The sequence below is a fragment of the Haloferula helveola genome, from assembly GCF_037076345.1.
Lineage (GTDB): Bacteria > Verrucomicrobiota > Verrucomicrobiia > Verrucomicrobiales > Akkermansiaceae > Haloferula > Haloferula helveola.
Window position 1 is genome coordinate 1,631,238 of record NZ_AP024702.1, and the last position, 23,028, is coordinate 1,654,265.

At 63.7% G+C, this 23,028-nt stretch carries 18 protein-coding genes; 8 read left to right on the forward strand and 10 right to left on the reverse strand.

Annotation, left to right across the window (positions count from 1 at the left end):
- Nucleotides 1–48: 48 nt before the first annotated feature.
- Nucleotides 49–1,413 carry a hypothetical protein gene (locus tag HAHE_RS05865; RefSeq protein ID WP_338689361.1) on the reverse strand — a complete coding sequence of 455 codons (1,365 nt, stop codon included), beginning with the start codon at nt 1,411–1,413 and terminating at the stop codon, nt 49–51.
- Between the two features lie 187 nt (nt 1,414–1,600).
- Between HAHE_RS05865 and HAHE_RS05870 the strand changes: the two genes are divergently transcribed.
- Nucleotides 1,601–2,854, forward strand: a complete 1,254-nt coding sequence (locus tag HAHE_RS05870) for an adenylate/guanylate cyclase domain-containing protein (protein WP_338689363.1) — start codon at nt 1,601–1,603, stop codon at nt 2,852–2,854.
- Between the two features lie 10 nt (nt 2,855–2,864).
- Here the strand turns inward: HAHE_RS05870 and HAHE_RS05875 are convergent, their stop codons facing one another.
- Complete coding sequence (locus HAHE_RS05875) at nt 2,865–4,790, reverse strand: fructose-bisphosphatase class III (protein ID WP_338689364.1); 1,926 nt, start codon at nt 4,788–4,790, stop codon at nt 2,865–2,867.
- Between the two features lie 58 nt (nt 4,791–4,848).
- A complete protein-coding gene (locus tag HAHE_RS05880; protein WP_338689365.1) occupies nt 4,849–5,460 on the reverse strand; it encodes a DUF1080 domain-containing protein in 612 nt (203 codons plus the stop codon).
- A gap of 74 nt (nt 5,461–5,534) precedes the next feature.
- On the opposite strand from HAHE_RS05880, the gene HAHE_RS05885 reads away from it, so the two are divergent.
- The 3 genes from HAHE_RS05885 (at nt 5,535) to HAHE_RS05895 (ending at nt 8,655) form a co-directional block, all read left to right on the forward strand.
- A complete protein-coding gene (locus HAHE_RS05885) occupies nt 5,535–6,836 on the forward strand; it encodes an MFS transporter (RefSeq protein WP_338689366.1) in 1,302 nt (433 codons plus the stop codon).
- A gap of 47 nt (nt 6,837–6,883) precedes the next feature.
- A complete protein-coding gene (locus HAHE_RS05890) occupies nt 6,884–7,720 on the forward strand; it encodes an alpha/beta hydrolase (protein ID WP_338689368.1) in 837 nt (278 codons plus the stop codon).
- Between the two features lie 116 nt (nt 7,721–7,836).
- Nucleotides 7,837–8,655: a glycerophosphodiester phosphodiesterase gene (locus tag HAHE_RS05895; protein WP_338689370.1), complete on the forward strand. Its 819-nt coding sequence runs from the start codon at nt 7,837–7,839 to the stop codon at nt 8,653–8,655.
- A gap of 3 nt (nt 8,656–8,658) precedes the next feature.
- On the opposite strand, the gene HAHE_RS05900 is transcribed toward HAHE_RS05895, so the two are convergent.
- Both HAHE_RS05900 and HAHE_RS05905 read right to left on the reverse strand, forming a co-directional pair.
- A complete protein-coding gene (locus HAHE_RS05900) occupies nt 8,659–9,012 on the reverse strand; it encodes a cupin domain-containing protein (protein WP_338689371.1) in 354 nt (117 codons plus the stop codon).
- Between the two features lie 20 nt (nt 9,013–9,032).
- Nucleotides 9,033–9,704: a hypothetical protein gene (locus tag HAHE_RS05905; RefSeq protein ID WP_338689372.1), complete on the reverse strand. Its 672-nt coding sequence runs from the start codon at nt 9,702–9,704 to the stop codon at nt 9,033–9,035.
- A 200-nt stretch (nt 9,705–9,904) separates the two neighbouring features.
- Between HAHE_RS05905 and HAHE_RS05910 the strand changes: the two genes are divergently transcribed.
- The 3 genes from HAHE_RS05910 to HAHE_RS05920 all read left to right on the forward strand — a co-directional run bounded on the left by HAHE_RS05910 (nt 9,905) and on the right by HAHE_RS05920 (nt 13,057).
- A complete protein-coding gene (locus HAHE_RS05910; RefSeq protein ID WP_338689374.1) occupies nt 9,905–10,351 on the forward strand; it encodes a septal ring lytic transglycosylase RlpA family protein in 447 nt (148 codons plus the stop codon).
- Between the two features lie 139 nt (nt 10,352–10,490).
- A complete protein-coding gene (locus tag HAHE_RS05915) occupies nt 10,491–12,551 on the forward strand; it encodes a sodium-translocating pyrophosphatase (protein ID WP_338689376.1) in 2,061 nt (686 codons plus the stop codon).
- A gap of 68 nt (nt 12,552–12,619) precedes the next feature.
- Nucleotides 12,620–13,057 carry a hypothetical protein gene (locus HAHE_RS05920; RefSeq protein WP_338689377.1) on the forward strand — a complete coding sequence of 146 codons (438 nt, stop codon included), beginning with the start codon at nt 12,620–12,622 and terminating at the stop codon, nt 13,055–13,057.
- On the opposite strand, the gene HAHE_RS05925 is transcribed toward HAHE_RS05920, so the two are convergent.
- From HAHE_RS05925 to HAHE_RS05935, 3 genes are all read right to left on the reverse strand, one after another.
- Nucleotides 13,054–14,463, reverse strand: coding sequence for a TonB-dependent receptor (locus tag HAHE_RS05925; protein ID WP_338689379.1), 1,410 nt, complete (start codon nt 14,461–14,463; stop codon nt 13,054–13,056). The two genes, HAHE_RS05920 and HAHE_RS05925, sit on opposite strands and share 4 nt — an antisense overlap.
- On the reverse strand, nt 14,460–15,428 hold the full coding sequence (locus HAHE_RS05930) for a hypothetical protein (RefSeq protein WP_338689381.1): 969 nt from the start codon (nt 15,426–15,428) through the stop codon (nt 14,460–14,462). Before HAHE_RS05930 ends, HAHE_RS05925 begins: the two co-directional genes overlap by 4 nt.
- A 171-nt stretch (nt 15,429–15,599) precedes the next feature.
- Nucleotides 15,600–18,032 carry a transglycosylase domain-containing protein gene (locus HAHE_RS05935; protein WP_338689383.1) on the reverse strand — a complete coding sequence of 811 codons (2,433 nt, stop codon included), beginning with the start codon at nt 18,030–18,032 and terminating at the stop codon, nt 15,600–15,602.
- On the opposite strand from HAHE_RS05935, the gene HAHE_RS05940 reads away from it, so the two are divergent.
- Nucleotides 18,031–19,170, forward strand: a complete 1,140-nt coding sequence (locus tag HAHE_RS05940; RefSeq protein ID WP_338689385.1) for a class I SAM-dependent methyltransferase — start codon at nt 18,031–18,033, stop codon at nt 19,168–19,170. The two genes, HAHE_RS05935 and HAHE_RS05940, sit on opposite strands and share 2 nt — an antisense overlap.
- A 22-nt stretch (nt 19,171–19,192) precedes the next feature.
- Here HAHE_RS05940 and HAHE_RS05945 read toward each other — a convergent pair whose 3' ends face one another.
- Together HAHE_RS05945 and HAHE_RS05950 are read right to left on the reverse strand one after the other, a co-directional pair.
- Entirely contained in the window at nt 19,193–22,231 is a 3,039-nt protein-coding gene (locus tag HAHE_RS05945) for a hypothetical protein (RefSeq protein WP_338689386.1), read from the reverse strand.
- Nucleotides 22,232–22,386: 155 nt separating this feature from the next.
- Entirely contained in the window at nt 22,387–23,022 is a 636-nt protein-coding gene (locus HAHE_RS05950) for a PEP-CTERM sorting domain-containing protein (protein ID WP_338689387.1), read from the reverse strand.
- Between the last annotated feature and the right edge of the window lie 6 nt (nt 23,023–23,028).

A 23,028-nucleotide genomic window follows, 5' to 3' on the forward strand; every position in this document is an offset into this window, starting at 1 on the left:
GTTTAGCCTCAAACCGGCGACCGGGCAAATCGACGGTCAGATTTCGGATCACTCCCCCACCAGCTTCGGATCGTCCAGATCGAGGCGGTACAGGATCTGGTTGTAGTCGTAGCGTGGCCACGCGTCCTTGCTGCCGGAAAACTCGCGCGTGAAGGTTCCTTCGAACAGGAGGACCGGCGAGTCCGGATCCGTGAGCTCCGGATGCAGCCTCGGATTGTAGAAGGTGTAGTTCGAATGCGTCACCACCTTGACCGCCGACCCCCATGGCCCGGTCGGCTGTTCGCTCTCGGCATACCAGATCTCGCCCAGTGGCGACGGCTTTCCATGATGCTGGGTGAAGACCGCGACCCACTTCTTGCGAAACCCGTTCCATGCGATCGAACCCCGATGCGGAACCACCTCGTCGCCACCCGATCGCGAGGGCACGGTCTTCTGCGGATCCATCGGAGTCCATTGCCCGGGATCGCTCCATGCCTCGAAGGTCGGCTCCATCCGGATCCGCGGAAACGGATCACCGAACATCAGCCAGCGCTTTCCCGAGGGATCCGTCCAGAACGCCGGATGACCATCGGGAACGAGCGGAAGCCCGGGTTGATCCTCCGACTTGCTCCACAGCACCCGCTGCCGGTCGAATCGCTCTTCGGACTCGTTCCAAACACACAGCCCCGCCTCGTAGGCCTCGAGCTTGCCCCGGATCTTCACATAGGTCGCCACGAGGCGTGGCTCACCTCCTTCATCCGGCAGACTGACATAGCCGCTGATCCACGTCGGCCCGGATCCGGGCATCTCGGCGACATTGCGAACGCGACCTTCCGGATCCCGGAAGTAATCGTAGCGAACGCGAAGCGGCGGTTCGAAAGAGGAAACCGGACGCAACCCGGTGGTCGCACTGGTCGTCTGGAACAATCCCAACGGGTAGCGCGCGACACTTGTGTCGCCCCACGCCCAGAACAACTTCCCACGGTGAGGCGCGATCTGCACCGTGTCACAGCCGACGATGCCAGACTCCTTCCAGTCAGGTTCCAACCCGAAGCGTTGGCTCTCGCCGAACAGCCCCGCCCCTGTCAAACGGCCCAACCGTTTCCCCGGAAGGGACCTTTCGACCTCGACCATCGCCTCTCCCCCGGACGTCGGCGTCAGGCGGACGCCACGGAAACCGAAGCCATCGGCCGCAACGCCGTAGCCGTGCCCTTCGATCGAAAACCAACACTCCTCGCCCATCATCTCCGGGAGATCGAAGGCGATGACACCCGCATTGTCGGAAATGAACCGCGCGTGATGGGTCGTTCGCAGTTCCACCATCGGCACCGGCCAGCCGGTCCCTTTTTCCACCACCTTGATCCGGAACGGTTCGACTGCAGCAAGTTGCCCGGAAAGCGCTATTGTTAGAATACCGAGGAGAAGGAATTTCATGCCGTCAGGAGTCGCGACAACCACTACGCTGTATCGCGCCCGGTTCGCTCGGGATGACGGAAATAACCGTTACACGAAATGTCCCGATGGGCCGAACCCGCCGGCCTCTACTCAAGTTTTCCTTAGGAGTTTAGGTCTGGCCTCGCGAGAACGGGGTCGTTAGAACGCGAAACCCATCCCCCCGGGAATGACCATCGAGGAACAGCTGAAAGAGGCTCTGCGGAGCGTCCAGCGGGACAACATCCACCGGATGAACCGGCTCCGGGTGTTCGGCGTCGCGGGATTCGCGGTGATTTCCGCCATCGCCGCCTACCTCCTCGACTCCAGGGACCTCCAATGGAAAACCGGATGGACCACGATGCTGATGGGTACCTCTGCCTACGCGTTGATGGCGATGATCCTCTACCTGGGCTCACGGCTCTACCGCGGGTTTCGCCAAGTCAGCCGATGGGCGGTGCCACTGGTCGACATCCCGATCATCGTCGCCCTCCAATACATTCAGATCGAGGACTCAACCAACAAGGAGGCGATCGCCCAGTTCACGCTCTCCGTTCTCGTCTGCTGCTCCCTGCTTTCAGCGTTCACTCTCGACCTGCGGCAACTCGGAATCGCCATCGGGGTCGCGGCCGCCGGGCAGATGTTCGTCGGCTTCGCCGGCGGCGTCTCGATGGCGGGACAAATGGCGGCCCTCGTCGTGTTCGCGCTCGTCGGATGGATCTGCCTGTTCGCCGGACGCAACCGTGTCGAACTCCTGACCCGCATCACGCGCGCGAACGCGAGGAGGGCACGGCTCCAGCGCTACTTCTCACCCGGCGTCGCCGAGCTGTTGGAAAAACAGGAAGACGACATGCTGTGCGAAGGAAGCGAGTGCGAGCTGACCGTTGTCTTTACCGACATCCGCGGCTTCACCCGGCTGTCGGAAGCACTCGAAAGCCGGGACATCATCCACTTCCTCAATCTCTACCATGCCCGCATGGTGCAAGCGGTATTCGAACACGGCGGGACCCTCGACAAGTACCTCGGTGATGGCCTAATGATCTACTTCAACGCGCCCGTCCAACAGAACGACCACGCGCTGCGCGCGGTCAAATGCGCCATGGCGATGAAGCGCGAGATTGCGGCGATCAACACCGAGCGTTCGTGGCACGGCGAGGACCAGCTCCGGATCGGGATCGGCATCCATAGCGGGCAGGCCGTCCTCGGCGACATCGGCGCGCCCCACCGCCGCGAGTTCACCGCCATCGGCGACACGGTCAACCTCGCCAGCCGCATCGAGGAACTGACCAAGGAAGTCGGGCATGACGTGCTCGTTTCCCAAGCGACCTTCGAGCAGGTGCGCGACGACTTCGCGTGGACCTCCATCGGGTCGGTTCCGGTGCCCGGCCGCAAGGAGCCGGTCGAAGTCTACGCGCCGGGCATCTCGTTCCAGCCGGAACGCTGACGACCCGCCATCAACTCCCGCCTTCCTGGAGGTCGCCGTTTTCGTAGGCCTCGACCAGTTCTTCAAGCGCGCGGATCCGGGCGCGGATTCCGTCACCCTGCTCGGTATCGCCGACCTGACGTGGCCTTTCGTAGCCGCGCAGGAGCGTCATCTTTGGGATGAGGTCTCCTCCCTCCCGGACCGCCGCCACCGGGTCGGGAAAGGCATGGTGTTCGGCCAGCACCTCGCCCTCCGGGCCGAGGATCAGGGTGTAGCCGCGGTCGCCATACGCTTCGGAGAACGCTCCGTCGATCGTCACGGCGTTGCCCCCTCCCTTGAGCGGGCTCTCACCCTTCTCGACCCTTACGGGAACGTGGCCGTTGACGATGATCCCACCCTCCTCGACTCCCATCTGCTTGCAGATCCGGTTGCAGAATCCGAAGTCGTGAATCCAGCGGAACCACGGATTCTTCGTCTCCTTGTGCGTCGATTTGTCGGCGACAAAGTAGGTCTCGAAGGTCGCCATCCGGTCCTTGCCGAACAGCGGCGATTTCGGACCTGCCCAGAGATAGTAGAACCAGTCGAGGTCCTCCTCGGTCGCCTGCGCGCCGGCCCGGAAGGCCCTCTTGATCAGCCGGTTCAAGGCCTCGAACTGCTCGGGTCCGCGGCACTCCTCGCCATCGATCTCCAACGGCAGATACCCGCCGTCCTCATCCACCGCGAGACAGGCATGGAAGATCACGGCACGGTCCCGGACCATCGCCATGCAACCCCGCTCGGCCATCCACTTGGTGTGCTGCCACAGCCTCGGCGAGGTGGTGAACGACTCCTTCAGCCGGTCGATGCATTGCTGTTCCTCTTCCGACAGCCGGTTCGGGTCGGCTGGATCGATGGTCGGCAGGAATGAATCGCGCAGCGGATGAATCTCACCTCCGAGATCCACCGTACTTTGTTCGAAATCGATCTTCCGCAGCAGATTGCGGTCGTCCATCTGCCACTCCGGATGCCGCTCGATCATCTGGCCCTCGAGCTTGAACTCGAGAATCGCCGCCGCCTTGTGCATGCGGGCGATCAGCAACGGGTCGCGCTCGCCCTCGCGCTTCGACATGAAATGCTCGGCCGGATCGTCGGCATAGGCCGTCTCCGCGAGCAGCTCGAGCGCCTTGGTTAGCAGCCCGTAGCCTTCCTCCAGTTGGTAGAGGCGCCGGTAGCGGAGCGAGATCCGCAGCACCAGCGCGATCAGCGACTCATTGCCAAGGCAGGCGCCCATCCAGGCCACATCGTGGTTGCCCCAGATGAGCGAGACATTCGGCTGACGCTGCAGGTAGTCGACCACCCGGTCGAGCCGCGGTCCCCGATCGCCAAGGTCGCCGGCGACGATCGTTTCCTCCACCGTCAGATTGCGGATGAATCTCGACGCACTGCGGATCGCGGAAAAGGCGAGGCGGCGGCGGACCATTTCCTCAAGCTGCACCTCGAGAAAGACGGACGCATGCCCCCCCGCGGGATAGTTCAGCAGGACCTCGAACAGCTCGCGGTGCTCTTTCGGTGCCAGCAGCTTCACCGTCTTGCGGCGCCGCTCGCGGATCATCACGCGGATCAGTTCGAACTGCCGCGTCAGGGTCTTCATGACCCATGCGTTGCGGGCCGCGTCGTCCTTCAGCTCGTCCTCCTTCAGTTGGAGGATCTCGGCGGGGTAGTAGAGGACGTTGAGGAACTCGCGAAACTCGTCGTCGCTCAGCTTTTCGGAAAACAGCTCCTCCACCAGCGGGCGCAGCCGGCCCGACGCGTTGTTGATCACATGGCGAAGCTTCTTCGCCTCGCCATGAATGTCCGAGATCACGTGGATCACCCCTTTCGGCAGGACCAGCTGCGCCTTCAGCGCCGCGATCTCGGAAACCGCCGACTCAATCGTCGGGAAGCGCTCGGCAAGGACACGGTGGATCCACTCGGACATGAATCCATCCCAGAGCAGAAGCGGTGCCGGGCCAAGCGGCCAGCACGACAGCGGGACCTCAGTCCAGCGCTTTCACCCGGATGTTCTTGTAGAGCACCGTGCTGCCCGGGTCGTGGGCCTGCAGCGCGAAAGTTCCGCCGTCCTTGGCCAGCTTGTCCTGCTTGCCCTCGGGCTTGAAGTCCTTGACCAGCTGCTTGCCGTTGATCGTGACGTTGATGACACCGTCCTCGACGCGGACCACGTACTGCATCCAGGTGTCGTCCTCGAACGGCTCCTTGTTATCGACCACGGCGTAGAGCCCGCCCGACTTCCGCCAGTCCTTCTGGGTGTTGTTCACCTGCACCTCGTAGCCCTTGCCCGGCCAGCCCTGCTCCTGCCACTGGGTGTGGAAATACACGCCGCCGTTCGAGTTCGGCTTGGTCATCACCTCGAGCCGCAGTTCGAAGTCCTTGAACTTCGCGTCGCCCTCCTTGCCCATGTAGAAGCAGTGGGACGGTGTCCCGTTGGCAACGATCGCCCCGTCCTCGACTTTGAAGGCCTCCTGTTTTCCGGAGATCTTCCAGCCGTCGAAGGTCTTGCCATCGAAAATCGAAACGAAACCTTCCTCCGCAGCCGGGCAAAGGCCGGCGATGAGGAGTCCTGCAATGGCGAGCAAAGGGAGCTTGGTCATGGTTCCGCCAATACTCCGCAAGATGGAGGAGATTTATCATTCGTCATTCGGCGATCGGCAATTACCTCTGTCACGTGACCTCGCTGATCCGCCGCAGCGGCCCCTTCGCCCACCGCAACGCGCGGCTGTTCGTGCTTTTCCGGGTGCTCTACAACGCGCGGGCCTACTACCCGATCCTCGCGATCTTCTTCACCGACCTCGGTCTCACGCTCGACCAGTTCGTGATGCTGAACTTCATCTGGGCGGCGGCGATTTTCCTGCTCGAGGTTCCATCCGGCGCCCTCGCCGACACGCTCGGTCGCAAGCGGCTGCTGGTCATCTCGTCCGCGATCATGGTCGTGGAAATGGGCATCCTGCTTTTCGCTCCGAAGGACGGCGGCTGGCTGCTGCTCGCCTTGTGCGGGCTCAACCGCTTCCTTTCCGGCGCTTCGGAGGCGGCAGCGAGCGGAGCCGACGAGGCGATCGCCTACGACTCGATCCCCGAGGAAGGTCGGGAAAGCGCGTGGGACGAGGTGATGGCGACCACCATGCGCTGGCAGGCGGTGGGCTTCCTGATCGCGATGAGTATCGGCGGACTGATGTATGACCCGTCGTGGCTCCTGAATCTGTTCCCCGGCTTTTCGTTCTCGGAGTCCGCCGCCCACCGATTGCCGGTCGCGCTCGTCTTTTGCCAGGCGATCCTGTGCCTCGTCATTACGCTGCGATTGGAGGAGCAAGGGCACGGTGACGACAAGGTCGGCGAGAGCTGCAGCTCCGCGCTGCACCTGACGTTGCGAACCGCCAAGCACGCCTTCACCACGCCGAAGATCGCGATGGTGATCGTCGGCGGCCTGCTGGTCGACTCGGTCATCCGCAACTTCGCCACCATCAACAGCGAGTACTACCGGTTGATCGGCATCCCCGAGTGGACCTTCGGCTTCGTCGGCTCGGCGATCGCGGTCGGCAACTGGTTCGTTCCGGGCATCGCGAAACGCGTGAACCACCGCTTCCCGCCGCTTTCCGCCCTGGCGATCGCCGGCGGCGTGGCGATCGTCGCCCTCGCGGCGCTGGTTCCGGCATGGCCGTGGTTCGGACTGCTGCCGGCCATCCTGCTGATGTCGCTGCTCGGCTTCATCGGCTTCACGGTCAGCCGCTTCCTCCACGGGGTTGCGGATTCCTCCCAACGCGCCACGCTGCTCAGCGTGAAAGGGCTCGCGTTCAACCTCGGCTACGGACTGTGGTCGCTCGCCTTCTCGCTGCTGCTCGCCGGAATGCGCGACCGCGGAGATGACGCGGGCGCGTTCCAAGCCGCGCTGCTTTGGCAGGTCGGGATCGTCGCCGCCCTCGTCATCCCCTACTTTGCTTGGGCGAAATGGAAGGAAAGGAGGGCCGCGTGATCCGATCCGTCCGCAACCATCCCCGACGTCGTGGGGTTGGCCTGATCATGAAACCGATTCTCCTCCTGTTCGCCGCGGCGCTGGTTTCATGCGCCGCGACCATCGAGGACGTGCCCTACGTCGAGAACGGCCACGAGTTGCAGAAGCTCGACATTCACGCCCCGTTGCGGAAATCGGAGAGCCCGCGGCCCGTGGTCGTGGCCATCCACGGCGGCGGCTGGGCCTTCGGCGACAAGTCGAACAGCGGTTTCCTGCGGCCGAAGACCGGCTGGTTCAAACGGCATGGATTCGTCGTCGTCTCCGTGAACTACCGGCTCTCCCCGGAAGTCACCCACCCCGGCCACATCGAGGATGTTTGCAAGGCGATCGCGTGGGTGGAAAAGAACATCGCGAAACACGGCGGAGACCCGCAGCAGATCTACCTGATCGGTCACTCGGCAGGTGCCCACCTCGCGGCTCTGGCGGCGGTCGACCAGACACGCCTGAAGAAAGCCGGAGGCGACCCGGCCGCCATCCGCGGAGTCATCCTCATCGACGGTGCTTGCTACGACGTCCCTCGCCAGATGCGCAGCGGCACGCCCTTTGCCAAGGACGACGGGATGTATGCCAAGGCGTTCACCACCGATACCAAGGTCCAGCGCGACGCGTCGCCGGCTTCAAAGGTGACGGCCAAGCCGCCGCCCTTCCTCATCCTGCATGTGAAGAACCGCCGCGATTCGACCGAGCAATCCGAGATCCTCGCCCGCGCCTTGCGCAAGAAGGGCGGCAAGGTCGTGGTCGAGGGGATCTACGGCAAGAACCACATGACCATCAACAGCAGCTTCGGGCTCCCCGACGACGCCACCACCAAGGCCGCTGCCCAGTTCCTCGGGCTGGACGAGTGAGTGGCTGCGGATGATGACGATGTCGCAAGAATCGAAGCTGCTTGGAGGGTATTTCAGAGTGAACCCTAGAACGCCAGCGACCGCCGGCTCGTGACGTCGCCAGCGAACCTTCACTCATGAGAATCTCACTCACACTGGCGATCGTCGCCTGCCTCCCGCTTCTAAGTCACGCGGCCGAGCCGCTGATCGTGGCGCATCGTGGGGCCTCAAAGGCCGCTCCGGAAAACACGCTTCCTGCCTTCCGGCTGGCGTGGAAGCTCGGAGCCGACGCGATCGAGGGAGACTTTCACCTCACCAAGGACAAGCGGATCGTGTGCATCCACGATGCCGACACCAAGAAGGTCTCGTCCAGGAACCTCGTGGTCAGCCGCTCGACTCTGGCGGAGCTGAAGGAACTGGATGTCGGCTCATTTCACGGAGAGAAGTTCAAGGGAACCAGAGTCCCCACCCTGTCCGAGGTCGTCGCGACGGTTCCCGACGGGAAGCAGATCTTCATCGAAATCAAGTGCGGCCCCGAGATCGTGCCGTTCCTGCTGAAGCAGCTCGAAGCCTCATCCCTCAGGCACGAACAGATCGTCATCATCTCATTCAAAGAGGAGGTGATCCGACAGGTGAAAAGCCAATCGCCCGAATACGAAGCCTTCTGGCTGTGTGCGTTCAAGACCGACAAGGAGGGGGCGGTCAAACCCGGCGTTGATGAGGTACTTCAGAAGTTGGCAGCCATCGGGGCCGACGGCCTCAGTTCGAACTCACGTATCGCCGAGTCCTTCATCGAAGCCGTGAAAGCGAAGGGCTACCAGTGGCACGTCTGGACCGTGGATGATCCGGACGAAGCACGACGGATGGAGAGTCTCGGCGTCGAATCCATCACCACCAACGTCCCCGGGCTCATCCGCCAGTCCTTGACCGAAGCGGCAGGCGCGTCCGGACGCTAGGAGTCACTCGAAGTAAGTGTCCTCGTGCCGGTACGGCGGAGCGCAGCAGCAGAGGAAACGCAGATCGCTCGCCGCCTTGATCTGATGCCAGGCGCCAGCGGGAATGAGGATGCCGTCTCCCTCGCCGACCTCACGGGTTTCGCCGTCGATCTCCATGCTGCCGGTGCCGCTGAGGATGAAATAGAACTCCTCGCTGTCCTTGTGCCAGTGACGCTCGGTCTCACCACCCGCGGGGATCGTCGCCTCGGCCAAGCTCTGCTTATCGACCGGCGCGTTCGACAGATCGAGAATGCTGCGGATCGTCGATCCGTCCTTGGTCGTGAACGGCGGCTGCTCGGCAAGGGCGCGGACTTCCATGCCGAAAGCGTGGCCCGCGCTCAGTCGCCGAGGAAGACATATTCCTCCGCCACCCGGTTCAGCGACCGGCGCGCCTCGGGAAGACACTCGGAAAGTTCACCGAACATCCGGCGAGGCGTCTCGCGCGGTGCGTTTAGATTGTCGGCAACGTCCCGGTAGACGCGTCGCGCGAACGATTCGTAGAACTCGATACCCGGCGCACCCGAACGCTGGCAGCGGTGGGCAATGAAGCCCGGGAACAGGCCCGTCAAGACGAGGAACTGGTTGCCCGCGGCGAGTTGGAGATGGAAGCGCAGGCGACCATGGGCATTCTCAATGATCGAAACGAAATCCGCGGCGTGGGTCATGCCGTTCGGCACGCCTTTCAGCACATCCGATGGATCGGTCCCCACCCTCTCGGTCAGGACACCCGCGACGAAGTCCGCCATGCCCGGGTCCTCGATGCCGACTTCGAGGAACGCGTGGCGGACGAGCACGTAGAAATAGAACGACGGCGAAACGCACAGCGGCCCGGTCGAATCGATCAGACCACGGAGCACGTCCTTGAGGTCGAGCATTTCGCGGAGGGCCTCGGGGTCTTCCCAGAGCGTCCACATGTGGCTCCTTGTGTCTCCGGGGGCGAGATGTTGGGAGAGGAAGGTGAAGTCCGCCGGAGTGAAGCGGTCCCGGGCCGAGGAAATCCACGTCGCCATATTAGGGAGCCGGATAGCAAAAGAAGGGCCAATCTGGCCACCCCAAAACTTAAGTTTTCTGAAATAAGCCGCTGAAGGGCTTTGAAAATGCTTGTTTTCGGACAATTCGGGAAAGATCTAGTTTTGCTTGCCCATTGATATCCAACGCACTATGGCGCCGCCAACGTTCCCTCTGGAACGGCAACCTCAGACGACCAGACATGACCCGGAACACCATCCCCGCCATGCTCGCCCTCGTGGGAGCCCTGCTTACGACCTCGTGCGCCACCCAGGCGAACGTCTCGAAGAAGAACACCACCGGTCGCACCGAGTGGAAAGTGAAGGCCATCCAGCAAGGCAAGGCCTCTTGGTACGGTATCCGTTGCAACGGCGGCACCGCGACCGCCAGCGGCGAACGCCTCTCGAACAGCGCCGCCACTGCCGCCCACAAGACCCTGCCGATGGGCACCAAGGTCCGCGTGATCAACCTCGACAACGGCAAGTCCGAGATCGTGAAGATCAACGACCGCGGCCCCTACATCCACGGCCGCATCATCGACGTCACCGAAGGCGTTGCCAAGCGCCTCGGTTTCTACAGCCGCGGCATCGTCCACGTGAAGGTGGAGGTGCTCGAAAAGCCGCAGATCGAGGACGGCGCGAACGGCTGACGCCGGGTCCTTCCGGACGAATTCTCAGAGGCCGCGATCCTTCGGATTCGCGGCCTTTTTCATAGGGCCGATTCAGCTTGTCACCCCGACGGGATCCGCCAAGGTTTCGCGCTCAACACCCCGACACAACCCAGAACCCATGCAACAACTCCTGACCGACCACGGAGTGGTCGTCTCCATCCTCTTCGGTGCCCTCAGCCTCGCTGCCGCGGCGGTCCTGATCCGCTCGGTGCTCAGTGCCGACAATGGCAATTCCAAGATGGTCGAGATCGCCAAGGCGGTCCAGGACGGTGCTTCCGCCTACCTCCACCGGCAGGTGGTCGCGGTCGCCCTGATATCCGTGCTGGTGTTCGCCGGGATCTGGCTGCTGCGCGACACCGCCACGGCACTCGGTTTCGTGGTCGGGGCGGTTTGCTCGCTGGCGGCAGGTTACATCGGGATGACCATCGCGGTCCGCGCCAACGTCCGCACGGCCCAAGCCGCGTCGAAGAGCGCCCACACCGCCCTCCAGGTCGCTTTCAACGGCGGAGCGGTGACCGGCCTGCTGGTGGTCGGACTCGGGCTGATCTCGGTCGGTGGTTTCTACCTCATCGTGTTGAAAACGTCCGAGAATCCAAAGGTCGCGATCGACTCGCTGGTCGGCCTCGCACTCGGCAGCTCCCTGATCAGCGTGTTCGCCCGGCTCGGCGGCGGAATCTACACCAAGGCGGCCGACGTCGGCGCCGACCTGGTCGGCAAGATCGAGCAGCAGCTCGATGAGGACGACCCGCGCAATCCCGCGACCATCGCCGACAACGTCGGCGACAATGTCGGTGACTGCGCCGGCATGGCGGCCGACGTGTTCGAGACCTACGCGGTCAGCCTGATCGGCGGTGTTCTGGTCGGCTTCCTGACTGCCGCCGGCTACGAGCAGGCGCTCACCTACCCGTTCGTCATCTGCGGCATCGCGATCATCGGTGCCCTGCTCGGAATCGGGTTCGTCAATTTCACCAAACTCGACGCCACCCGCTCGCTGGTCGGCGGCGTGATCATCAGCGGCGTGGTCACCGCGCTCCTGCTGTTCCCGGTCACCCGGGCGATGTTCCCCGAAGCGATGATCATCAACGGCAAGACGGTCGGCAGCAACCAGCTGTTCCTCTGCCTGCTGGTCGGCATCGTGATGACCTACGCCTCGGTATGGATCACGAACTACTTCACATCCACCTTCCACAAGCCGGTCCGCAAGATCGCGAAAGCGAGTGAGACGGGTCACGCGACCAACATCATCGCCGGCATCAGCACCGGCCACCACGCGACGCTCGTGCCGGTGCTGTGCATCGTCGCCTCGATCTGGATCTGCTACTCGCAAGCCGACCTCTACGGCATCGCGATCGCGGTGGTCAGCATGCTGAGCCTTTCGGGCATCATCATCTCGCTCGATGCCTTCGGCCCGATCACCGACAATGCCGGTGGCATCGCGGTGATGAGCGGCCTCGATCCCAAGGTGCGTGAGATCACCGACGGTCTCGACGCGGTCGGCAACACCATGAAGGCCGTGACCAAGGGCTACGCGATCGCCTCCGCAGGCCTCGCCGCGATGGTCCTGTTCGGCTCCTACGTCGAGGAGCTCAAGGCCCACCTCGGCGGCATCTACGTCTTCGACCTGATGAACCACAAGGTCATGATCGGCCTCTTCGTCGGTGGCCTGCTGCCCTTCTCATTCACCGCCTACGCGATGGATGCGGTCGGCAATGCGGCCGGCGCGGTGGTCAACGAGGTCCGGCGCCAGATCGACAAGTTTCCCGGCATCCTCAAGGGCACCGAAACGCCCGACTACGGCCAGTGCGTGGACATCGTGACCAAGGCCGCACTGAAGCAAATGGTGCTGCCCGCCCTGCTCCCGGTGATCTTCGTCGTCGCGATGGCTTTCCTCGGCCCCGAGGCTCTCGGAGGTGTGCTTGTCGGCACCATCGTGACCGGCCTCTTCGTCGGCATTTCGATGACCTCGGCGGGAGGCGCCTGGGACAACGCGAAGAAATACATCGAGGATGGCAACCACGGCGGAAAGGGATCGCTGGCCCACGCCGCAAGCGTGACTGGCGATACCGTCGGCGACCCCTACAAGGACACCGCAGGTCCGGCGGTGAATCCGATGATCAAGGTCGTCAACATCCTCGCGATCCTGATCATCCCGATCATCTTCGAAGCCTCGAAGCACTGAGGCGTTGACACCAAGCTGGCTGAAAGCCTGTAACAGAGGTGTCACCGGAACAATTCCGGCCCGGTTCCATGTCCCGCAGCAAGGCCAGCCACGGTGCCCGCTCCGTTCCGCACAAGGGACCGTACGTGGCATCGATGGCCTTCGCGTTCCTGCACTACCTCTCCATTGTCGCCGGGGCGACTCTTGGCTACATCCTGATCCGCACCGGCGAACCGGATGTCGCCAACTGGCTGATCCTCTCGATGTGCGCGATCGCGCTGACATGGCTGCTCAACTACGCCAGCCGCCGGACGGCCCGTTGCCCGCTCTGCACCGGCACCCCGCTGCTCGACAACCGGGCCGCCAAACACCGCAAGGCGGTGCGCCTGAAGCCCCTGAACTATGGCGTCACCGCACAGCTCAGCCTGCTGATCATCCAACGCTTCCGCTGCATGTACTGCGGCACCCCCTTCGACCTCCACCGTGAGCCAAACCGGATGAACGGAGAGCAAGACGGGGAATTCTAGGCCTCCGAGAGGCGCGCCCCGACCTGCAGATGAAGCGCCGCGCGGTGGGCGACCTCCGGGACGTACGACTTCCACTCCGGATCGCCCTCGCGGATCAGCCGCTGGATGTCGCGTCCCGTGTATTTCAGGAGATCGAGATCGCGATAGGGAATGCTGCGGATCCGTTGGGTCTCCATGAAATGCCGGTAGAGGTGGCTGGCATCCTCGGGAGCCCGGAAGGAATCGGCGGTCACAACCTCGCCGGTGACGCGGTTGCGCCACGGGTAGACGTACAGCGAGACTTGATTGCGGAACAGCCGGCCGAACGACTCGAGCAAACCACCCGGGAGATTCTCCGACCACTTCGGTTTGAAGAGTTCGTTGAGCAGGCCGATGCTGAGCACGATCCCGACCGGGCAGGTCGTGTAGCGGCTCAAGTAGGCGGCGATGCGGTGGAACTCGGCGCAGCGCGAGACCAGCACCGTCTTGCCCAGCGCCTGCAGCGCGTCGGCGCGGTCGATGAAGTCGACATGATCGATGCTCCCGCCGCGCAGAAGATTGGTCATCGAGATCTCGCAAAGCTCGAGCGTCCGGTCCAGCTCGTCCTTCTGCAGCGACCCGTTGAAGGAGCCCCGGGCCTGCTCGAGCATCTCGAGATGGAGTTTCGTCACCGGGTCGAAGCTCCCGCGCAGCAGCAGGATCGGTCGCTTGTAGAGCGCGTCGGCCGCCTGCTCGACCTCGCCATTGGGGCGGAACAGCGTGGCGTCCGTCAGCCCGCTTTCGACCAACTGCAGGGCGCACAGGCGGTTGTCGAAGAAGTCGTAGCCGTGCCCGGCGAACTTCAGCATGTCCACCTCGACCCTGCCGGCGGCGAGGTTCTCGGTCAGCGAGGTCGCGAAGCGCTCGAGGTGCTGGCGGTGCCGGAAGGCGGCATGGATGAAATTCACACCCACCACGCCGAGGGCCTCCATCTGGTCGACGTTCTCGTCGTCGAGCAACCGGACGTGGATGAAGATCTCCGACGGCGGATCACCGGGACGGAGCTGGAACCTCAGGCCCAGCCAGCCGTGGCATTCACCGCTGTCGCGGTAGCCGCGGGCCCGCACGGTGTTGCAGAAGGAAAAGAAGGTGGTCTCCTTCTCACGCGCCGAGCCGAGACGTTCCACCAGCAGTGAGAACTCGTGATCGAGCATCTGGCCGAGACGCTGGCGGGAGACATAACGCGCGCTCTTGCCGTAGATGGCGTCGCTCATCGTCATGTCGTAGGCCGAGATCGACTTCGCGACCGTGCCCGCCGTGCCCGAGGCCCGGAAGAACCAGTTGGCGGTCTCCTGTCCCGCACCGATCTCGGCGAAAGTCCCGTAAATCGCCGGATCCAGATTGAGCTCCAGAACCTTGTCGTAGGTGTTTTGTTTCGCCCGGTTCATGATCCATCTTCCAGGTCCAGCCAACCCTCGCAAACCACCCGGTCGATCAGCACCTGATTGTCCGAGGCGGAGTTGTCGGGATAGCGGACCTCCAGCAACATCCGGCTGCCCCTGACGGTGTCAACCGCTCCGAGCGAGGAGTGAACCTCCCCGCCACGCGGGGCGTAACCGTAAATCGTCGACTCGCCGTCCGGGCTCGCCAGCGCATAGCAGGCCCACTCGGTCTCGTTTTTGAAACGGAAGTTGTAGTAGATCACCGGGCTGACGGTTGCCCGCAGCTTGAACGGCCCGGTCGGCCGACGTTCCCGGATCTTCTCCCAGGATGTCGGTGACCAGCCGACCCAGCTCTCCCAGTCGACCTTCCATCCGTCATCCTTCACCAGCCACATCGGCACCCGTGTGAAATCCTCGACCTCCACAAGGATCTTCGCCCAGTCGTCGCCACGCGGAAAGACCTCGGCCAAGGAAACGGAGCGGAAGCCTTTCGAACGGAAACGTCCTTCGTGGAAGGTCTCCATCCGCTTCCGTGTCTTCTCCGGATGCCGCACCCACTTCAGGGCCTCTTCCGGATCCTTTGCCCTGAGAAACGCCTTCGCCACCGGTTCAAGGTCGTCGCGGATCGTCTCCGGGGTCACGAGTTCCAGCTTCTCTTCAGGCACCTGCGGGACCGGTTCGACATTGCTCGGCGGCTCTGCCCCCGCCCCCGGACCCGCATCCGCGGGCGGCTTGTCATCGCGCGGCCAGAAGATCCCGACCAAAAGCAGGACGATGACCGTGATGACCGAAGCGGCCACCATGCGGCCCACGGTCGTGTCGGCCCCCTGCTTGTGAGCAAAGGTCTCGTCAAAGACCTTCTCCGCCCTTCGGTCCTCGGCGCTCTTCGACGGCTCCGACCGGCGACGACGCCGACTCCCGGAGGTCACCAACGGTGGCGTCTCCTCGCCTGCTTCGGGCAACCGCAGCATGCGCCGGCATGCCGGGCAAACGACTCCGCGCCCGTCGTGATCGGCCGGCACCCGGAAAACCTTTCGGCACGCCGGGCACACGAATCCGTTCCACTTTCGGGATTTCACGGGAGCGTCCGCCACGGCGTGAAGATGCTCCACTTGGGGTGGCCGACGCAAGGCGGGTCCCGACTATTCCGGGGAAATCTCCAGCCTCCTCGGGGGAGGCAGGGTGACGCCGTCGAGGGCGTCATTGAGGTCGAACGAATCCAGCACGTTCGTGCTGCCACCGCGGATCCGCCCCTTCGGCGCGTTCTCCGCATTGATGTGCACGCTGTGGTACGGGTCGTCGCCGATCAGGGTCGGTTCCTTCGGCCGGACCGGTGAGGTGTCGATCACCGCCAGCGTCGTCAGATCGACCGCACCACGGCCCGGGTTGACCGGTGCGGAGCCCGAGTGGACCGAGCAGAAAGGCAGCTTCTCGGTGCCCTTCCGGAAGTATTCACGGATGCCGGCCGGACGGGAACGCAGCTGGCCGGTGCCGGGTTCCTCGACCGACTCATAGCAATACGGAGTCGAGAGCTCGCCCGACACCCGGCAGACCTCGGCCTCCACCACGCTGATCGGCTGCGGGATGCTGCGGCCCCCGAAGTCCTTGCCGGCCGCATTCATCGTCGCCGCCCACACCGGCATCGCGAGGTCGCGGGCGAAAGCCCCCTCGTAGATCGAACGGCCGGCGTCGAGGAAGCCGACCCAAACCCCGCAAGTGACGCGGCCGTTGTAGCCGAGAAACCAGTTGTCCGAGAAATCGTGCGTCGTGCCCGGCTTGCCGGCGCCGTTGAACGGGACTTCATCAAGGGTCTCGAGCAGACCGGCCGCGCTTCCGCGCTGCATCCCGCCCTGCAGGATGCTGTGGACTTGGAAGGCCGTCGCGTCGGACACCGCGCGTGCGGTCTCCGCCTTCAGGGGCGGACGTTCGAATCGCACCGTCCCGTCGGCATCGCGGATGCTGTCGACATACCAAACCCGGTTCGGACCGGTCGTCCCTCCGCGGGCGAAGGCGGCATAGGCACGCACCGCTTGCTTCAGGGAAGCCGATTCCCAGCCGAGCGCCAAGCGTGGCAGGAGTTCGACATCCTCGGGCATCGGCAGGCCGAAGGCGCGGGACTGCTCGACCACCTTGCCGAGACCGACCTCGTTGGCAACACGGACCGATGCAGCAATCTTCGACGCCTCAAGCGCGCGCCGCAGTGTGACGTTCCCTTCATATCGGGGCGTCGTGGTCTCCATCCCCCACTCGCCGAGGATGCCCTCGCGTCCGCCGACCATCACGGCCCGGTTGTCCATGGGTTCGTCCTCGACCGGGGTCGCCGGAGTCATCCCGGCTTCAAGGGCCGCCGAGTAGAGAATCGGGTGAAATGCCGTGCCCAGAGGCCGCCGGCCCAGCTCGATCACGTCGAAGGGCACCTCCGCATAGTCCCGGCCGCCGACATGGGCGATCACCCCACCGGTGTTGTGATCCACCATCAGCACCGCGCCTTGCAGATACTCCTTCGCCGCCTCGCTACCCTTCGCCACCTCACCGTGCTTCGGATGCTTGTAGCCCGGATGCGCCTCGGCCTTCTTGAGCGCCGTCTCCAGCTTCGACTCGGCGGTCCGCTGGATGCGCGAGTCGATCGACGTCCGGATCACCAAGCCGCCTGCCGCGAGTCCTTCCTCGCCCAGCAGTTTCCGGATCTCGTCGGCGATCCGCTCGTAGACATGGGTAGTACCTCGGCGCAGCGGCTTCGGATTGAGCTCGATCGGTTTCGCCGCGAGCCGTGCCGCTTCGGCTTCCGAAATCGCGCCGAGATTGGCCATCCGCTTCACCACCATGTTGCGGGCGACGAGGCAGGCGTCCTTGTCATTGAGCGGCGACAGACCCGTCGGATTCTTGATCAGCCCGACAATCGTCGCGCACTCGAGATCGCTGAGATCCTTCGGTTCCTTTCCGAAGTATCCGAGGGAGGCCGACCGGATCCCGTAGTAGCCGCTCCCGAAGTAGATCCGGTTGAGGTAGAATTCGAGGATCTCCGGCTTGGAGTAGCGCTTCTCGATCCGCATCGCCAGGAAGGCCTCGACCAGCTTTCGCTCGATGCCGGACTCGCCGCGCTCGTGGCGCTCCGCCTCAAGGGCGTAAGCACCCCGGGCAAGCTGCTGCGTGATCGTGGATGCGCCCGAAACGGCTTCACGTTCCGACACCCAATCCTTCGCCGCACGGATGATCCCGATGTAGTCGAGACCTTCATGCTTGTAGAATCGCTTGTCCTCGCCGGCCCTCAGGGCGTCGATGAAGTTCTCCGGGATCTCGGCCACGGTGATGACGCTGCGGTTCTGGACGAAGATCCGCCCGATCTCACCGCCGTCGCGACCGAGGATGATGCTCGGCACCTCGACCTCGTTGATCTTGTCGAGGTCGTAGGTTTCGGCCCGCTCCCGATACTCGCGGGTGTAGCGTTCCGCGGCCACATAGGCGATCCCGCCCGTGATCAACCCCAGCAGCAGGAGCGTGAGCCAGAAGCGTTTGAACTTGTAGAAGCGCTTCTTCTTCCGCTTGTTCCGCCTGGATTGTTCGCCTTTGACCATGATGGAGAATGAAAGCGGCGCCTGCGGCACCGGCCGGTCAGGGGAATACCGGGAAGCCGCTTCCGAAGCAATAGCGGGCTTGGCGGCGAGGATTGCTGAGGAAATCCGGGAAAACGGCCCGATCGGCTTCGACCGGTTCATGGGGTTGGCGCTCTACGACCCGGCGGGCGGCTATTACGCGCGCCGCACCGGCCAGGTCGGCCGCGAGGGCGACTTTTTCACCAGCGTCAGCGCCGGGCCCCTGTTCGGCCTCCTGATCGCCCGCCACCTGACGCAATTCTGGGAAGACTGCGGCCGGCCGGACCGCTGGCGGGTCCTCGAACTCGGCGCCCACGACGGCCGATTGGCGGAGGATATTCTCGATCATCTGCCGGAAGACGCTCTGGCGGCGCTCGAATACGCGATCCTCGAGCCGCTGCCGAAGCTCGCCGCCGCCCAGGCCGAGCGGCTTGGCGACCGGGTCCGGATCGCGGGCGACGCCGGCGACCTCGAACCACTCCCCGGCATGCTTGTGGCCAATGAGGTCCTCGACGCCCTCCCCTGCCGGCTCGTCGAGTCCGACGGCTCGGAATGGAACGAGCTCGGTGTCGCCTGCGAGATGGTGCGCGGACTTCGGTCCGCATCCGAGGAGGCATCCCGCTTCACCTACCAATCGCTCGGTCCGGCGGCCCCCCTCACCGAATCCCTGCCACTCCGTCCTGCGGGCTACCGCACCGAAGTGCGCGACAATTTCGAATCCTTCCTCAAGCCACTCTCGGGCCTCGTGCAGCGAATGTTGTGGTTCGACTACGGATTCGAGCGCGACGACTACTACGCCGACTCCCGTGCCGAGGGCACCCTCCGCACCTTTCACAAGCACCGCGCCGACGATAACCCTCTCCAGTCACCCGGGGAGTTGGACATCACTGCCCATGTCGACTTCACCGCATTTCGCGAAGCCGTTGAAGCCTGTGGAGGCCAGGTGATCCGCTTCGAGAACCAGTCGCGCTTTCTGACCGAAGTCGGGCGCGAGTGGCTGCTGTCGCTCGAAGGCCGCACCGATCCCGACGCGCTCAAGCTGGTCCGGAATTTCCAGACCCTCACGCACCCCGGCCAACTCGGCAGCCGCTTCCATGTGATGGAAGCACGCTTCGATTGATGCTAGCGGGCACTGCCACCACTCAATCGACAACGAAGCGGAAGAATCGCGGTGAGTCGGTGAGCATGGCTTCCGGTATGATTGACTGAAGCGGGATGGGCACCCCGTTGTTACCGCCACTCGTCAGGGCATCACCCACGTCCTGCCACTCGCCGGATTGGAGAGTAGTGGAGGATTGGAGTTGGTAGGAGTGTCCGGCGTAGCCCGGTACGGTGATCGTGCCCTCTTCCCCATCAAGTCTGATCGAGGCGGTGAGATCGGCGTTATCCCGGTTCAGAACCGAGCCGTTGTTCACAAAGCCCGCAGGCAGGCTTCCGGTGTAGTTCAGAAGGTCGAGGAATCCATCGTTGGTGAAGGTCCCGGCAACTTCGAGGTCGGCCGTTCCCTTGATCACCAGAGACCCGGCGTTGAGGATCGACGCATAGGGACCGGAGTCGGAAGGCAAGGTCAGTTGCGCTCCCGCGTCGACCTCAAGGACCGGCAGCACGCGGGCCACTCCGATGCCGTCATAGACGGTGCGCTGGGCGCCCGCGACCGCGCTGCCATCGAAGTCGTCGAGGTAAACATCGATCACCGACCCTGCGCTGACACTGCGGCGGCCGACATAGGCGCGATAGAGGGCCTGTTGCGAATCGAGAACGGCTACGGGCGAATCGAACTGCGAAGGCTCCGCCTGCTGGCATGAGTAACGGCGGAAAACGAGCAGCTCTGAAGTCGTGAATCCGGCGCGGATCCGCCAGTCCTCCCCGGGGCGGGACCAGAAGTAGGCATAAACATCGTAGGTTCCTTCCTCGAGACCGGTGACGGTGGTCTTGAGAGCGCGAGCGGATTCGCTTCCGGCTTCGTTCACGGTGAAAGCGCTGTCACCATTTCCGAGACCGGTGTGCAGGTGCCACTGACCATCTGCCGCACCGTCGGTGGCGGTTGGACCGGTCGTCACCAACGGCGAGCCGTCGGCGAGGCTGGTGTTGGCCAGGGTTGCGTCGAAGTAGGTTACCGGGGCGGCTTCCTCATCGGAACGTTCGATGATCCCGACCGGTGATTGGTCGTAGTCGCGCTGGTACGGGTAGTCACCCCGCAACCAGAGCAAGGCGGTGCTCCCTTGCCGCCATTTCGGGATCATCGGACGCAGGTTGTCGACGGTTGAATTCTCCGTCACCGGTGTCCAGGTCCAGGTGGCCCCCTGATCATCGGTGACACCCTTGAAGATCTCGTGTTTCGGCAGTGCGGTATCGTCGCGCGGATCGTGTTCGGCCGAGATGTAGATCAGCGACGGGTCGTTGGGATGGATGGAGCCGAGACCGGTATAGTCGCGCTGCCCGGTGTGCAGGCCGTCGCCCATGCGGCAGAGCTCGTGGGTGTGCCAGATCGAGCCGTCGCATCTCGCGTAGAAAAGCCGATGGTCGGCATCTCCGGACTGACCCTGGGTGCTTGCCGTTCCGTAGCGGGTGGTGAAGAGACCGTAGATACCGCCGTCGATCACCTCGATCTCCATCGTCCAGCCGTGATGGTAGGAAGTGGAGGTCACCGCCGAAGTCGTCCAGACAGGCGTGAAGTCCGCCGGGGCCGGAGCAACCCCGTCAAAGATGTCTCCGTCGATCACGTTGCCGAACGAGTCGTATGACTTTCCGGCCCGGATGTAGCCATGGTAGATGCTATTGTTGAAATCGTGCGGGTGACGCTCGGTGCACATGAAGTCGATGCGGTCGACCCCGTTTCCGGAAAAGACGAAGTAACCGTTCGAGTAGGTGCTGGTGCTGGTGGTGGTGGAGAGGCGGCCACCGTAGTTCCAGGTGGCACCGAGGTCGTCTGACCAGGCGATGTGCGGGGTGCGGTCGTCGGCGCGAGCGATGTTGTAGAGCCGGCCCTGGCCGCTGCCCTCGGCCGACATGTAATGGAGATTGGTGTAGGTGACGTCGTCCTCGAAGGTACCGTTTTCCGGCCAGGTGAAGGCCTGCTCGGCATCCCAAGCCGAGCCGTCATTGGGCAACGTGGTGGTGCGGTAGAAGCTGCGCGGCACGTTGTCCGCACCCCAATCCGCGGTGACGTTGTAGCCGGCACCGTAGTTGTGGCCGGTGTGCTTGGCGAAGTAGCGCCCGTCGGGGCGCTGCCAAAGGGCCGCGACGTTGTGGTCGTCGCCCTTGTTGAGGGTCGGCACGGTTCCGAGGGTCACCAGCGTCCGCTTGCCGGTGGAGGGATTGAAGGTGGTGACATCCATGTCGCCGTCGCGCGGCTCGCCACCATAGCCGAGATAGTTGGCTACCGAGGCCACGACGATGTCGTCGGTGTCGCGGTCGACGAGAACCCGCTCGTCCTGGTACCAGCACCATCCTCCATTATCGTTGAAAAGGATCAGGTCACCGGCCACCTGATCAGCCGGGTTGATCGGGGGTGTTGGCGGAATGATCGGCCCGGGGTCGGTGACGTCACCGGTCTGAGCGCTGATCCGGTCGAGGTGGAGCTGCGAGCCGGTGCCGTCTCCGGCCATGGTGTTGGCGAGGACGAGCCAGTAGTCGCCGCCGGGGTGTGCCGTCTGGGCGGCGGCGTTGTCGAGATCCAACCCGAAGGCGAGCTCGGCAATCGAGCCGGGGTCGCCTTCGTTGAGGTTGGCCAGGTTGGTGTCGACCACGGTGGAATCGACCAGCGTGCCGCCGGTCCAGTCGGGAGCGCCGGCCGCAACCGCATAGAGGGAAGCGGTGACGTGCACGGTGGTGCTTTCGTTGAGCCGCCGGCTGGCGATGCCGTGCACCCAGAGTTTCGGCTTGGCCGGGTCGTCGAACACCGTGCCGTCCAAGGCACCGATGTTCTGGCCGATGCGCGGTGGATCGGCCGCCGCGCCAGGATCGCTGCCGTTGGTCTGGAGGTGGACCCAAGCGATGCCATACGGAGTATCCCTCACCTGTGATCGGGCCTCGCCAATCACGCCGACCGTCCGGCTCGCTGGAACTATCCGCACCCAGCCGGCCGGCGCCGCGTTGAGAAAATCGCCGCTTCCAATGCCATCGTCCTCAAAACTGGCGTTTGCGAGCGGCAGCGTCTCGCCGCCAGCTTGGAAAGCCAACGACGCCAATATGAAGGCTGTCAGGACAGATGGCCGCCAAAAGGTGCGAAGGGGCATGATCAGGTGGATGGAAGGACGATATCAGGTGCGGGGAATCGGAACTGAGCCATGCTGCCAGAACCCGAATCACGCCGGGTCCGGCAGCCATTGCCGTCTCATTGTCGCCGACGACACAGAAGGGTCAAACCGGCGAGCGCAACCAGAACGGCCGAAGCCGGCTCGGGCACGACCGTCACCGCGAACCCGAGATCATCGTTCCCACCTGGAAACAGCGATCCCGACAGCGTGCCACCGGCGTAGACGTCGTTGTTCAACGAATACATCGGCGCGAATGCCCAGCTCGTGCCCGTGTCGGCGGTGGCCGTCATGCTGAAGTTGTTCGAGCCGGCAGTTACCGGAACACTCTCGGTGGAGAGGTCGAACTTCATCCAATATTTCGGACTCGCGTTTCCATCGCTGCCGGAGTCTCCGCTGAAGTTGTTACCGTCGAGCAGAATCCCGGATGCGATCAAGTTACCGTTGACGGACAAATCGAGCGTCAGCGTTTCGCCATCATCGAAACCGTTGTAGGCAATGTAGATCGCGTCGATGAACCCGGCACTGGGGACCGTGAACGACTGCGTCAAACTCTCGCCCGCATCCCAGCCGAAGCGGTTTGCCGTGGCTCCGGTGTAGCCGGTGTCGTTGAGGCCAATTGTTGGTGTCACTGACGCGTTGTCCGTCACGACGACCGCGGCCCCGAGCCCACCCGTAGCAAGAACGGATGCGAGGAGTGCATGGAATGTTCTCATGGATGC